The following is a 14,590-nucleotide window of genomic DNA, read 5'->3' as shown; positions in this document are numbered from 1 at the left end:
TATGTGGGACTCATATGACTGGCCGGAAAAATACGGGGATCCAACCTGGTTCCTACATGATCGGTTTGGTATGTTTATTCATTGGGGGCTTTACTCGTTAAAAGCAAAAGATGAATGGATCATGACACAGGAGAAAATTTCAAAAACTGAATATGCCACGTATCTGCAACAATTCAATCCAGATCTTGTTAAACCGGAAAAATGGGTGAAGCAAGCGAAGAAAAGCGGAATGAAATACATCGTTTTTACGACAAAACATCATGAAGGATTCGCTTTATGGGATAGTAAGTATACCGATTATAAAATTACAAATACCGTTTATGGAAAAGATCTTCTTCGTGAGTTTGTGGAAGCATGTCGTCAGGAAGGGATGAAAATCGGCTTCTATCATTCTGTCATCGATTGGTCCCACGAACATTTTACAATCGACGGCCTCCATCCTCAGCGGGAAGATGAGAATGCAAGGAATGAGCAGCGGGACATGTCCATTTACCAACAATATTTATTTGACCAAGTAGAAGAACTTGTAACCCGATATGGGAAGATTGATTACTTCTGGTTCGACTTTTCCTACGGAGATCGAGATTGGGGATGGTCAAAAGGGAAAGGACCTGATGACTGGAAATCGGAAGACCTTGAACAACTGATCCTGACCCATCAGCCGCATATACTGCTCAATAATCGGTTAGGGTTGGATCGAGGAGTTTATACACCGGAACAGTATCAGCCGACAGAATCACTTTATACACCCGAAGGAGCAAAAAGAATTTGGGAAGCATGTCAGACGCTGAATGGAACATGGTGTTATAATCCGAACAATCTTCATTGGAAATCATCGGAGATGCTGATCAAGTTGTTAATTGATACCGTTTCAAAGGATGGAAATCTCTTATTGAATTGCGGTCCGACTGCAAGAGGAAATTTCGATTTGGAGACGATGGGAGTACTTGAGGAAATAGAGGAGTGGATTGACTTCCACAGTGAAGCGATCTACGGTGCTGGATCAAGTTCGTTTGAATGTCCGCAGGATTGCAGACTCACGCAAAAAGGAGATAAGGTATTCATACATATCTTTTCATGGCCGTTCAGAACGATCCACTTGAAGAATTTTTCGCAAAAGGTGAAATATGCGAGATTTCTTCATGACCATTCCGAAATACCGGTCAAAACCTTTGAAGAATCGGATGTCTTTCATCACGATATACCGGTTATCGGGAATAACGAAACAGTCCTTGAGCTTCCAATCATAAAGCCAGACCATGTAGTACCTGTGATTGAGCTTTGTTTGGAATGAGGAAATAGGTACCTAACATTTTTCGATTCTATAATAAGAGTTTCGACTTATCTAATGATCTATAATTAAAATAAACTTTTAGAGTGAGGGTTGATCTTTTATTACTTCGCTCTATATTTTTTTAATAGAATGTCCCGTTAATAAAAATGGAGGTTATTAATCATGAGTAACATCGTCATTTTCTATGATTCTCGTTTTCCAATAGATGGCCATAGACCGGACAGTTCATTTTTTGAAAACTTCAGCAATGAAATAATCATTGCAGATGCTGTTTCTTTAAAAGAAATTTTATCAAATAATGAGGTGGACTGTTTTATAAATTTTCATGGTCCTTATTTTCCAAAAAAGGCTTGGCAAGCAATATATGATCACCTTAAAAGTGGTAAAGGAATCGTACATATTGGCGGTATTCCTTTTCGAGTTCCATGCTATATGGCGAATGGAAATTGGGAAAGGGAACGTGCGCAAACGGCTTTCCATCAACAATTAAATATTCATGAGGCTTTGCATGTTGATTCCGAACCGATCGCTTCTTTACAGCATAATAAGGATATTCCTGTGTTCGCGGGTAAAGAAGACCTATTTCAAATTTCGGATACTTGTAATTTTGTGCTACATGTTACGAAATCTAGTACAATTGAAGCCGAAATGGGGTCAGTGGGGCCTATGGATGCACATATTTATCCGTTGCTTAAAGGTGTTTCGAAAGGTGGTCGTGAAGTGGCCGCTCCTAGTGTATTAATTGAAAATATGAAAGGGAAATTCACAGGAGGTCGCTGGCTATTCATTAATCAGGAGGTCAATGAACGATTTTGGACAGTAAAAGGCGCAAAGACTATGCAGGAATTAGCTTTGTTTGTAACAAACGGAGTAACCGAAATGTGGCTGAAAACAAACTATGCTACCTACGATGAAGGAGAACGTCCAAAAGTAACCTATCAATTACAGTCGTTTAAAAACAAGACTACGGAATGGACATTGAAATTTATTGTTACAAAAAATGAAAATGAAGTCTTTTCTAAAACAGATGCAATAGAAGCTTCGGAGCAATTAAATACCCTTTCATTTATTATCCCAATCGATATTAAATCAGGATTATATGATCTTACTTGTCATGCTGTATCAAGTTTCGGGGAAAAACGAATACTTCACCAAGGTTTCTGGGGAATGGATAAGAAGCTTTTAACAATAGGTGGTAAATTGACATGTGATCGGGACTATTTCCAAAAGGATGGACGCCCGATGCCAATTGTGGGAATGACGTATATGACGTCGGATGTTGCTCGTTATTTTCTTTTCTTACCCAACCCGTATATTTGGGATCGGGATATGGAACAAATGAAGCGTGCTGGTATAAATTATATTCGCACAGGAATTTGGACAGCATGGCGTAACATGATGTTTGTCGATGGTCATGTTAATGAGAATGTGTTACGTTCCATCGACGCTTTTATCTTATGCGCGAAAAAACATGATCTTGAAGTAACATTTACTTTCTTTTCCTTTACACCAGAAGCATGGGAAGGAGAAAACCCATATCTTGATCCCCGAAGTATTGAGGCGCAAAAACGTTTTATTACGACGATCGTTTCAAGACATACAGAAACAACAAATATAAATTGGGATCTAATCAATGAGCCTTCAATATTTGATCCAAGTCGTACGTTCTCAGGACCCAGGTCACTTCATGATAAGTATGATCGTAGAGCATATAGAGAATGGCTTAAAGAGCGTCATACCACCATTCGTGAACTTCAGGAAAAATGGAACATGACCGAACAGGAATTACCATCCTTTGATGTGATTGAACCACCTGAACCGAGTGAGATCAACTTCGGAATCAAAGACATGCTCTTTGGAAAAAAGGGGTTAAAATGGTTAGATTATACGTTGTATACGATGGATATGCATAACAAATGGGCAAAAAAACTTACAGAAACCATTAAGCGATTAGCACCAGATCAACTTGTTACGGTTGGACAGGATGAGGCACTAGGCTCACAGCGGCCATCGCCGTTATTTTACTGTGATGAGGTTGATTATACAACGAACCACACATGGTGGTTGCTGGATCAATTAGTCTGGAATGGAATTTTTACGAAAACTCCTACAAAGCCAAATCTGATCCAGGAAACGGGAATTATGTACGTAGAAAATCCAAATAATCAAGCGAAAAGAAGTGAAGAAGAATTACGCAACATACTTGAAAGAAAATATGCTTATTCCTTTTCGACCGGTGGGGCTGGTGCTGTACAATGGCTCTGGAATACAAATTACTTTATGGATAATATAAATGAATCAAATATCGGGGCAATTCGTGCTGACGGTACCGAAAAGCCAGAAACAAATGTTTCTTATGATTTTGGTGCGTTTATTAAAGAGACACGTGATTTATTCAAAGGCCGGAAACTAGAAGAAATAGCCGTAGTTTTCCCATATTCAAATGATTTCTCGAATCGCAGACTAGCCTTGGATGCAACAATGAAGCTTACAAGAACATTGGCATATGAGATGAATACGCCATTTCGTGCATTAAGTGAATATCATCTTGATGAATTAAGAAACGAACTGCCAAAACTAGTTGTTATTCCAAGTCCGCACAATTTTAGCAGCAGTGCACTGACTACCATTTTGGAAGTTGTAAAAGAACAAGGTATAACACTATTATTTACAGGACCTATAAACTTAGATGAATATTGGCACGCTACAGGACGAATGAACGATATCATTGGTTCAACTAGCATTAAAAATATCCTTCGTGAGGAAATGCTTAAAATCAATGAAAAACATTATCCAGTTTCATTTGGTGGAGAACGAATTGCAGAAGCAATGAAAGAGGTTTTGCAATTTGAGCAAAATCCATTGGGAATAAAGGAAATTTCATATGGGAAAGGTGAAATGATCTGGTGTTCATTGCCCGTTGAACTAAATGAAAGAAGTGAGTCGATAATAGCATTATACGAATATGCAATAAAGAAAGCAGGAGTCAATAAGCAGCTGGATTGGCAAAAAGGTGATATACCAGGCAATTACGGGAGAAAACTCTCTTTTGAAAATGGCTCTTTATTTATTTTTGTGTCCGAGTTTGCTGGAGACACATCTGTTAAAATTAAGGATCCTGTATCAAATAGATCTTATTCATTTCTCCTTGAGGCTGAAAGAGCGGTTATGTTTGCCACAGATAAAAAGGGGAATGTTATATCTGTTTACCGTCCTAATGAGGTTGAAATTATATCCTGAGAAGATTTATTTATCATAATAATCAGACAAAAAGTGCAGAAAAAACCAAAATTATGCTAAAATAAATCATAGAATCCCGGAATAAAGGGGTAGTCAAATTCGTTTTGCAATAAATTAACTAAATATTCTGACGAAACAACAGAATCATAGTTATATTCATGGTGTTTGTAAAAAAACATGGCAAATAAGTCTGCACTATGGGCGAAAAAAGAGGTTTACACATACAGCTAGATGAGTTCTACAAGAAGTGATCCTTTTCCGCTCCGTGTGCTGGTGAGTGGAGTCTTAAAAACGTCTGGGATTTCGAAGGTGAAGTCAATTGAGGTCTTGCTCGGTTCTCCAGTCCACTCCGCTAAGTACGAACTCAAAATTGCACTTAGAAATGCTTTCTTTAAACTTAGACCCAGATGCTTTTAGAATGATGCGATACGGTTAAAGAGCCAAAAAAGATGGGGTAAAAATAAATCCTTCGAGGTGAAGTTCATCTTTTAGGTGACCAACCAAGCATCGATATGTTAGTTGGCGTATATAGCTTAAAAATAATATTAGCGGCTGGTAAAAGAAATCGGTAAATAAGTCGGTTTCTTTTATCCTACTATCGTCTTTTATTATAGAAAAAATGGAAGTATTTTCGATTCGGGGGCTGAAATGACAATTATAAATGGTCTATTTAAATGGGTGTATGATGGAGGGAATTGGTTGTCTAAAGTAATGTATCTTCACTTTCTTTGGGTGCTATTTACATTGCTGGGGTTGGGGATTTTTGGAATATTGCCAGCAACAGCTGCACTATTCTCAGTCATACATAAGTGGTTTGATGAAGACTTTGATATTCCAATATTTAAGAATTTCTATTCTGTATATAAAACCCAATTTATTAAATCGAATAGACTGGGTTTTATTTTGATAGGTTTAGGGATATTTTTATATGTGGATATAAACATTTCACAAAAATACATTGAATCCTTTTATGTTCATCTCTTTTTAATTATGATTATTTTCCTGTATTTTCTAACAGTGCTGTATTTCTTTCCTGTATTTGTACGTTATGAACTCAAATTTTTCTTGTATTTTAAACAATCGTTTTATGTTGCGCTAGCACGTCCTCTGGAAACGATTGCAATGATCATTTGTCTCTTTCTATTATTTTATCTATTGAGATTTCTACCTATTCTTCTGTTTTTTGCAGGTTCTTCCATTATTGCTTATCCGCTTGCATGGTTTGCGTTTCGAGCATGTGTTCAAATTGAGGAAAAGAGATTAACCTAAATATTGAGTTGTTTAACAAGGATTAGGGGGGAGTGTGTTGCGTAATAGGATTAAATCTCGACTATTATATAAATATATCGTCTCCTATCTACTTGTTTTTCTTGTTCCTTTTCTTATAATGAGCACTATTATTTATTATCATTCTGTATCCAGCCTTCGGAAGGAAATTGAACATTCAAACATAAATAAATTAGAACAGGTAGAAAATCTAACAAATGAACGTATGAAAGAATTAGCAACACTAGCAGCAAGAATCTCCTATGATCCAAGACTGACGCCTTATATGATCAGTCATGGCTATTACAGTGGAGAAGCAATTGAGGAATTAAAGAAATATAAAGCAAACAGTTCGATCATTGAGGAACTATTTGTCTATTATCATGATGATGAGACAATATATTCTACCAGTGGTTCGTATACTATAGACGCCTTAATGCAAAAAAAATATCGGTTTGGTGAATGGAAAAAAGAGGATCTCATTAGTGATTTGTATACGAAAACACCATTTATTAAGCCTGTTAAGAATGTAGTTATTAAAAATGAAAACAATGATAAATATAAGAATATGATTGCTTATTTATTTCCGATATCTCCAAATAATCTCAATCCTTATGGTACAGTAATGTATTTTATAGAGGAATCCACGATCACAGATCTGATTCAAAACATACTAGGTGAATCTGAAGGCAATGTATATATAGTCGATGAAAATAATCAGGTTATTGCATCTGCCATTAATGATGAATCAATTAGTACAGAACAATTAGCCTCTCTTTCTATTGATCATTACGGGGTCGATAATGTTGAATTAAATGGAAAAGATTATTCACTTGTGTCTGTTAAATCGGAGTTAAGTGGCTTGAAATTTATAACGTTAATGGATACCGATCAATTTTTTAAGCGGTTAGATAATACAACAATATTAATTTTTGCTGTATTAATTGTTCTTTTAATTGTTGGCTTTGTATTGGCTGTATTCCTTGGGAAAAATCAATACAAGCCGATTCAAAATCTGTTTGAAATAACAAACAGAAATGGAAAGGAAACTGTTGATCTGGAAGGCGGAAATGAACTAGAAACCATTCGTAAAACGATTACTCATGTGTTTGAAGATCATCAAATTTTGAATGAAACAATGTATATGCAAAAGCCTTTTGTAAGAGATCAATTATTAGTGAAACTATTAAAAGGTGATTTAAGCGATGGAAAAGAAATAAATTCATTATTGCACACGTTAAATATTCAAATGAAGGATGGGCACTACTTTGTGGCGATTATTTATTTTGAAAAAGGTACATTTATGGAGGATAATTTAGAAGAACGTGAAAAGGTTTTTAACATCCTATCGAATATTACGCTGAAAAACGCCTCAGCACATGGTGTTGATTTGATATATAATGATGCAATAGCCTTAATTATAAGTATGGATCGAATAGGTAAAGATGCTAACAAAGAGCGTCAAAAGCTTGTCCCATTAATTCAGCAGTATATTAAAAAAAATTGTCATTTGGATTCTACCATTGGGGTAGGTGGCCTTTATCATGAAAAAGACCGGATAAACCGATCATATATTGAAGCTCTTACAACATTGGAATATAAATTTACGAAACCACAAGGAAGTATGATCTATTTTGAGGAAATCGTGATACAGCCTGAACAGTCACTTGGATATCCGAAAGAAGAACAAATAAAGCTTGTCCAAAGTTTAAAACAAGGGGATCATATTGTTGCTGCTGAAACATTACGCAACATGTTTACAAATCTGGCTGAGAAAGATTTGTCTATCCAGACAATAAAATGTATTTGCTTTGATATTATCAATACGATAGTGAAAACAACCTCTGAAATTGGAATGAGTAATTATATTCAGGATTTTAATAGCATAGTAGATTTTCATTCAATTGAACGATTGCATAAACAACTCGAAACGTTAGTATTAATAATATGTAAAGAGGTTGAGGATAAGAAAGAAAGCCATAATGATAAATTGAAAAATGAAATTTTGGAGTATATTAGACAAAACTACAATAAGTATGAACTATCTTTGGAAAGTTTAGCGATTAAATTTCAACTATCGGTATCTTACGTTAGCCGCTTTATAAAAGGACAAACAGGTGTCACATTTTCGCAATATTTACAGGATCTCCGTATGGAAGATGTAAAGAGGCAGTTAAAGGAAACTGATAAGTCAATTAAAGATATCGTCGTTCAAGTAGGATATTTGGATGTTGCGAATTTCACCCGTAAGTTTAAGAAACTAGTAGGTGTAACACCTGGACAATATCGTAATTTAAACAAGTAACATAATCATTTTACTAAAGCTGTGATTTTTATAAATCATAGCTTTTTTCAGTTTAGGTTATTTTTATGAATGTTTGCGTCTGTTTAAACTATTCAGAAAAAGGAGTATCGCCGATTAACCATAAGCAAATACTACAGGTGGAAACTTTGCTTTATTATTCTTTTTAACCCTTTAAACACCGCTATAAAGCCATTCTAATAAATTGTAAAGGGTTACATAGTAAAACAATTATGACATATTTCCAGCGTTGAGAAGTCTATTAATGTAAGCGGATACAGTAGTGTAGTTATCTAGTTGACAATGCTTAATAAAAACGACATATTGATTACATTTTCAAAAAAACATTAATATAGAGGTAGTTCCAAAGAAAAATAGAAGGAGGGGTCATTCAATGAGTTCAAGTACGGCAACTTCCCCATTACAAAAGGAAGAAGAAATGAATAGAGGTTCTACATATCATAAATTAAAGCAAGAAAAGCCATTGAAGAAGAGGAAGAGAAGGAAGATTCTACAAAACTGGCAGCTTTACATATTTGTCCTACCAGCTTTTTTATACTTTTTTATTTTTCATTATATTCCTATGTACGGGGTGCAAATTGCATTTAAGAATTTCAATCCAACTTTAGGGATATGGGGAAGCGAATGGGTAGGATTTGATCATTTCACCCGATTTTTTCAATCATATTATTTTTGGGATTTATTAAAGAATACATTAGGAATTAGCATCTACGAATTAATTGTAGGTTTTCCATTGCCGATCATTCTAGCGTTGGCATTAAATGAAGTAAAAGACAGTTTTTTTAAGCGTACTGTACAGACAGTGACATATGCCCCTCATTTTATTTCAGTTGTTGTTATGTCTGGTATGATCATAGCATTTTTATCTCCAGCAACAGGAATAATAAATCATGGTATTCAATTTTTGGGTTTTGAACCGATTGCTTTTTTGAGTGATCCTGATTGGTTTAAAACGGTATATGTATTATCTGGTGTATGGCAAAGTACAGGATGGGGGACTATTATTTATCTCGCAGCACTTTCAGGCGTTGATCCACAGCATCATGAGGCTGCAATTGTAGATGGTGCGACACGTTTTCAGCGTATTTGGCATATAAACATTCCGGCAATTGTTCCAGCAATGATTATATTATTAATTTTGAACGTAGGCAGCATTATGGCGCTGAGCTTTGAGAAGATTTTACTTTTGCAAAATCCACTTAATCTTGAGTCTTCGAATGTAATTGCGACATTCGTTTATAAAGCAGGTTTATTAGATGCACAGTATAGTTTTGCGTCAGCCGTTGGATTGTTTAACGCTGTTATTAATGCGATTCTCCTAATCGTTGTAAACAAAATTGCGAAAAAAACGAGTGAAACAAGTCTATGGTAAGTGGAGGTATAAAATAATGAATACTTCGATACATGAAACGAAAACGGACAAAATGTTTAAGGTATTTGTTTATATTTTTCTTACAGGAGCACTAGTGATCGTACTCTATCCATTGATTTATATTATTAGTGCATCCATAAGTAATCCGTCAGCTGTAAATTCGGGGAAAATGTGGCTTTATCCTATTGATATTACATTTGATGGTTACAAGCTAATCTTTGAAAATGGCGCAATTTGGAGGGGGTATCTCAATACAATTTTTTATACAGCACTAGGGACATTCATAAATTTAGCAGTTACGATCCCGGCAGCTTACGCACTGTCTCGTAAGGATTTTGCTGGTAGAAATCTTCTCATGGGTATGTTTGTTCTGACAATGTTCTTTAGTGGAGGTTTAATTCCAACTTACTTAGTAGTAAAAAATTTAGGACTTATTGACACAATTTGGGCGATGGTTTTACCGAATGCGGCTGCAGTATGGAACATCGTTATTGCTCGTGTATTTTTCCAAACTTCCATACCAAAAGAATTAGAAGAGGCAGCAATCATTGATGGTGCCTCAAATTTTAAAATGTTTATTAAAATTATTTTACCTTTATCAGCACCAATTATTGCTGTTATGGCGTTATTCTATGGTGTTGGCCATTGGAATGGGTATTTTAATGCATTAATCTACTTATCTGACAAAGAAATGTTTCCGCTTCAATTAGTTTTAAGAGAAATACTTGTATTGCAAGAAATGTCAGCACAAAGCACGAATCTTACAGGCAGTATGGCTGAGGCGATACATAGTAAGCAACAACTTGCCGCGATTATTAAGTATGGTGTAATGATTGTATCTACACTTCCAATTATTATTGTCTATCCGTTTTTACAACGATACTTTGTTAAAGGTGTGATGATAGGCTCATTGAAAGGGTAAGTAGTGTGCCTTCTCTAAATTGATAATTAAAGGGGGTGAGCATTCAACAAAGAAAAACGCGTCAATTTAAGGGGAAAAAAACGAAAAGGAGATGCAGGATGAAAAAAATACTAACACTGCTCATAACCGTTATTTTAGTACTCACAGGATGCATTTCAAAAGAAGAGGCAAGTAAAGAACCTTCTAAAGATGTTGCAGTGAATAAAGAGGGCTTTCCGATTGTAGATGAAGAAATAAACTTAACAATGATGGCACCTGGTACTGGTTTGGCAGAATGGAAAGACATGCCTACTTTAAAAGAGTATTCAGAGAAGACAAATATTAATTTTGAATATATCACTCCACCAATGAGTGATTTTCAGACAAAATTAAATTTAGCCTTTGCCAGTGGAGATATAGCAGATATTATTTATGCAGCAGGATCATCTAATTTGACTGCTGGTATGGAAGTGGATTATGGAAAACAAGGAGTGTTGGTACCTTTAGAAGACCTTATTGAAGAACATGCTCCAAATATTAATAAAATATTTGAAGAAAACCCTGAAATCAAAAAATCCATTACAACAGTTGATGGACACATCTATTCATTACCCGCAATTAATATGCACCCAACATCTGGTTGGTATAGGGGGCCAATGTGGTTCAACGGTCAATGGCTAGATGCATTGGGTGTGAAAGAACTACCTAAGACAACTGATGAACTTTATGATTTATTAGTACGTTTTAAAACAGAAGATCCTAATGGGAATGGAGAAGCAGATGAAATTCCATTAATTGATGTGAAAATGGATAGTACACGTCCATGGTTACTCGGTGCTTTTGGGCTGAAAGAATGGGGTATTGATGAGGTTGATGGAACTGTTAGGTACACTCCGATTACAGAAAACTATAAAGAATACTTAACTTACATGAATAAACTTTATGAAGAAGGGTTATTAGATTCAGAGACATTTTCGCAATCTGATGAACAGAAAAAAGCAAAAGGGCAAGCAAACCGTCTTGGATTATTCCCAGATTATTTCTCATTCTTTACTACTGGTGAATCAGAAGAAGAAGCAATAAACAATCCTATGTTTCATCCGTTAACTAGTTCAGTTTCAGATAAGCCATTGTTTCCTCGTAGTCCTGGAATTAATAGAGGTGCGTTCGCTATCACAAGTAACAATGAACATCCAGAAGCCTCGATTCGATGGATTGATTATTTTTATTCAAAAGAAGGTCGTGAATACGTAAATGATGGACCTGAAGGATATCTTTGGGAAAAAGGTGAAAATGGTGCAAGAAAATATTTAGAGGTACCTAAAGGTTTTGATAGTAGAGAAGATTATCGAGGAACATTAACACCTGCATATGGAATTACTGCACCAACTGTAACGGCTAGAATTGAAGGTGTGGAATTAACAGAATTTGATAAATTTATTGAGGATGAAACGAAAGCAAAAATTGATCCTTATGCAGAAGTTCCAATTCCACTTATGTATTTAACAAATGAAGAACAATCTACGGTTAATACCATTGAAGTGGATTTACAATCCTACGTAGAACAAATGGAAGCTAAATTCATCACTGGGGTTGAACCATTATCTAACTGGGATAAATACGTAAAAACGATTGAAAATATGAATATAGAACAATATGTTCAAGTTTATCAAGATGCTTACGATCGTTGGAAAGACAGCTAATTATTAGACTGAATATTCTTAATCTTCTGGTGCATTGGTAGGTTCATATGATAATAGAAGATGAATCGTATAACTCAATAAAGTAGGTATACGATTCATCGTTATATTTTAAAATAGTGTGCTGTGAAAGCTACTTCTTGGATGTTCAATCCTGGCAGCTATTGGAGGAATACATATGGAAAAATACAAAAATCATAATGATCCCATACAAGAAAGAATGAAAAGTTTAATAAACCAGATGACTTTAAAAGAAAAAATAGGTCAATTAAATCAGAAAATGTATGGATGGGATGCTTATAGAAAAACAGAAAACGGCTATAAATTAACAAAAGCTTTCAAAGAACAAGTGACCAAATTTGATAGTATGGGTGCTTTATATGGTTTGTTTCGAGCTGATCCGTGGTCTAATGTTAATTTTTCAAATGGTATTAATGTAGAAGATAGTGCAGTTGTGACTAATATGATCCAAACGTATGTGGAAGAAAATACAAGATTAGGTATACCTGTGCTATTTTCTGAAGAATGTCCACACGGGCATCAAGCATTGGAAAGCACCATATTTCCGACACATATTGGGTCTGGAGCCTCTTGGAATCCAGAGCTACAGCAAAAGGTTTCACAACAAGTAGCGGATGAGCTGCAAGCCAGGGGTGGGCACTTAGGTTTAGTCTCCACTCTGGACATTGTTCGTGATCCTAGGTGGGGAAGAACGGAAGAATGTTTTAGTGAAGATCCCTATTTATCTTCGAAAATGACGGAGGCTGTAGTCCGTGGAATGCAAGGAGAGAAAGAAGGTACACCAAAAGTTCTCCCAGTATTAAAACATTTTGCTGCACAAGGGGCAGGAGTTGGAGGGCACAATGCAGGGCCGGCATTAATTGGTGAAAGAGAATTGCGAGAGATTTTTTTACCTCCAATGAAAGCGGGGGTACAGTCTGGAGTTCTAGCTTGTATGGCTGCTTATAATGAGATTGATGGTGTTCCTTGTCATGCAAACCATCATCTATTAACTAAGATTCTTCGACAAGAGTGGAATTACAAAGGAATTGTAATGGCAGATGGTACTGCGCTTGACAGGTTGTTATTGCTAACTGGAGACAAGGAATTAGCAGCTGCATATGGCTTAAAAGCGGGAGTAGATTTAAGTCTATGGGATGATGTTTATATGGCGATCGAAGCTGGTATGGAAAGTGGGAAAATCGAAGAACAACTTGTTGATCAAGCAGTTTCAAGAGTATTGTATTTGAAATTCAAGTTAAAACTTTTTGATAACATACCAACTCTAAATAAAGAAAAGCCTTCAACTGTTATAAGGAATAATAACGCCATCGAAACGAATTTAGAAATGGCTCGACAGTCTATTGTATTAGTTGAAAACAAGAATAATCTATTACCAATTAGTAAGGAGATAAAGAAAATAGCTGTTATAGGCCCTAATGCTGACAATATATACAATTTACTCGGAGACTATACACCACCACAGCGAAGAGAATATGTTGTAACAATCCTTGATGGTATAAAATCGATCGTCGGCAAGAATACAGATGTATTGTATGTAAAAGGGTGTGGGATCAGGGGGAATGACAAATCCGAGTTTGCCACTGCAAAAAAGATGGCTAAGGAAGCTGATATTGTAGTATTGGCTTTAGGGGGAACGAGTGCTAGAGAGTTTGGAATGGAATTTGAAAATAACGGTGCTGTCAAGGAATCCAATGAAACAGAAATGGATTGTGGAGAAAATGTTGATGTCGCCAGTTTAGAACTTGGTGGAGTACAACAGGAGCTAATGAAAGAAATTAGTTCAACTGGAACGCCAATCATTTCTGTTCTTATTCAAGGACGTCCTTATTCAATTCCAATGCTGACCCAATATTGCGATGCTATTTTAATAGGATGGTATCCAGGTCAACAGGGAGGGAGAGCTATAGCTGAAGTTCTATTTGGTGATGTTAATCCAAATGGTAAGCTCACTGTTTCTATTCCTCGTTCGTCAATGCAATTACCGGTTTATTATAACTACAAGGATAGTGGTGGTAAAGAAGATTACATTGATATGAGTGGAAAGGCATTATATCCTTTTGGTCATGGTTTGAGTTATACATCTTTTACATATCGTTTTCTTTCTGAAGAAAATGAAACGATCACCTTAAAGGAGCTTCAGAATTCCAAGCCAGTTAAGCTAGTTGTAGAAGTCGCAAATACTGGGGATAAAGATGGTTATGAAGTAGTCCAACTTTATATAAAAGATGTAGAAGCTACAGTGACACAACGGAATAAAGAACTAAAAGGATTTCAAAAAGTATGGCTAAAAGCAAATGAAACCAAGACTGTTACTTTTTCTATCAGTTTTGAGGAGCTAGCTATATGGGATATTAAAATGAATTTTAAAGTTGAACCTGGATTAGTAAAGCTTATGGTAGGTGGGTCTTCTAATAACGTGATCGAAAAAGACTTAATCATAGAGGATCGCTCACATCATTAGAATAAAAAG

Annotated in this window: 8 protein-coding genes; all 8 read left to right on the top strand. The window is 35.7% G+C overall.

Annotated features, from left to right (window positions below; genetic code table 11):
- Position 1: 1 nt before the first annotated feature.
- The 8 genes from KOL94_RS09375 (at position 2) to KOL94_RS09340 (ending at position 14,581) form a co-directional block, all read left to right on the top strand.
- Entirely contained in the window at positions 2 to 1,294 is a 1,293-nt protein-coding gene (locus KOL94_RS09375) for an alpha-L-fucosidase (protein WP_221565966.1), read from the top strand.
- Between the two features lie 162 nt (positions 1,295 to 1,456).
- Complete coding sequence (locus KOL94_RS09370; protein ID WP_221565964.1) at positions 1,457 to 4,534, top strand: beta-galactosidase; 3,078 nt, start codon at positions 1,457 to 1,459, stop codon at positions 4,532 to 4,534.
- Between the two features lie 699 nt (positions 4,535 to 5,233).
- On the top strand, positions 5,234 to 5,803 hold the full coding sequence (locus KOL94_RS09365) for a YesL family protein (RefSeq protein ID WP_221565959.1): 570 nt from the start codon (positions 5,234 to 5,236) through the stop codon (positions 5,801 to 5,803).
- A gap of 223 nt (positions 5,804 to 6,026) precedes the next feature.
- Positions 6,027 to 8,105 (top strand): helix-turn-helix domain-containing protein, encoded by a 2,079-nt coding sequence (locus KOL94_RS09360; RefSeq protein ID WP_221565955.1) that lies wholly within the window; start codon positions 6,027 to 6,029, stop codon positions 8,103 to 8,105.
- 436 nt (positions 8,106 to 8,541) lie between these two features.
- Positions 8,542 to 9,495, top strand: coding sequence for an ABC transporter permease (locus tag KOL94_RS09355; protein WP_221567647.1), 954 nt, complete (start codon positions 8,542 to 8,544; stop codon positions 9,493 to 9,495).
- A 16-nt stretch (positions 9,496 to 9,511) separates the two neighbouring features.
- Positions 9,512 to 10,417 carry a carbohydrate ABC transporter permease gene (locus KOL94_RS09350; RefSeq protein ID WP_221565953.1) on the top strand — a complete coding sequence of 302 codons (906 nt, stop codon included), beginning with the start codon at positions 9,512 to 9,514 and terminating at the stop codon, positions 10,415 to 10,417.
- A 98-nt stretch (positions 10,418 to 10,515) separates the two neighbouring features.
- Positions 10,516 to 12,099 carry an extracellular solute-binding protein gene (locus KOL94_RS09345; protein WP_221565950.1) on the top strand — a complete coding sequence of 528 codons (1,584 nt, stop codon included), beginning with the start codon at positions 10,516 to 10,518 and terminating at the stop codon, positions 12,097 to 12,099.
- Between the two features lie 175 nt (positions 12,100 to 12,274).
- Positions 12,275 to 14,581, top strand: coding sequence for a glycoside hydrolase family 3 N-terminal domain-containing protein (locus tag KOL94_RS09340; RefSeq protein WP_221565947.1), 2,307 nt, complete (start codon positions 12,275 to 12,277; stop codon positions 14,579 to 14,581).
- Positions 14,582 to 14,590: the final 9 nt, after the last annotated feature.

It is taken from the genome of Alkalihalobacillus sp. TS-13, from assembly GCF_019720915.1.
In the GTDB taxonomy this organism is placed as follows: Bacteria; Bacillota; Bacilli; order Bacillales; family Fictibacillaceae; genus Pseudalkalibacillus.
The sequence above is the reverse complement of the archived record's forward strand: the minus strand, read 5'-3'. Positions and strand labels throughout refer to the sequence as shown.

Coding starts and splice junctions, on each gene's coding strand:
- KOL94_RS09375 (WP_221565966.1), top strand. CDS start 2: ATGTGGGACTCATATGACTGGCCGGAAAAATACGGGGATCCAACCTGG.
- KOL94_RS09350 (WP_221565953.1), top strand. CDS start 9,512: ATGAATACTTCGATACATGAAACGAAAACGGACAAAATGTTTAAGGTA.
- KOL94_RS09345 (WP_221565950.1), top strand. CDS start 10,516: ATGAAAAAAATACTAACACTGCTCATAACCGTTATTTTAGTACTCACA.
- KOL94_RS09360 (WP_221565955.1), top strand. CDS start 6,027: ATGAAAGAATTAGCAACACTAGCAGCAAGAATCTCCTATGATCCAAGA.
- KOL94_RS09355 (WP_221567647.1), top strand. CDS start 8,542: ATGAATAGAGGTTCTACATATCATAAATTAAAGCAAGAAAAGCCATTG.
- KOL94_RS09340 (WP_221565947.1), top strand. CDS start 12,275: ATGGAAAAATACAAAAATCATAATGATCCCATACAAGAAAGAATGAAA.
- KOL94_RS09370 (WP_221565964.1), top strand. CDS start 1,457: ATGAGTAACATCGTCATTTTCTATGATTCTCGTTTTCCAATAGATGGC.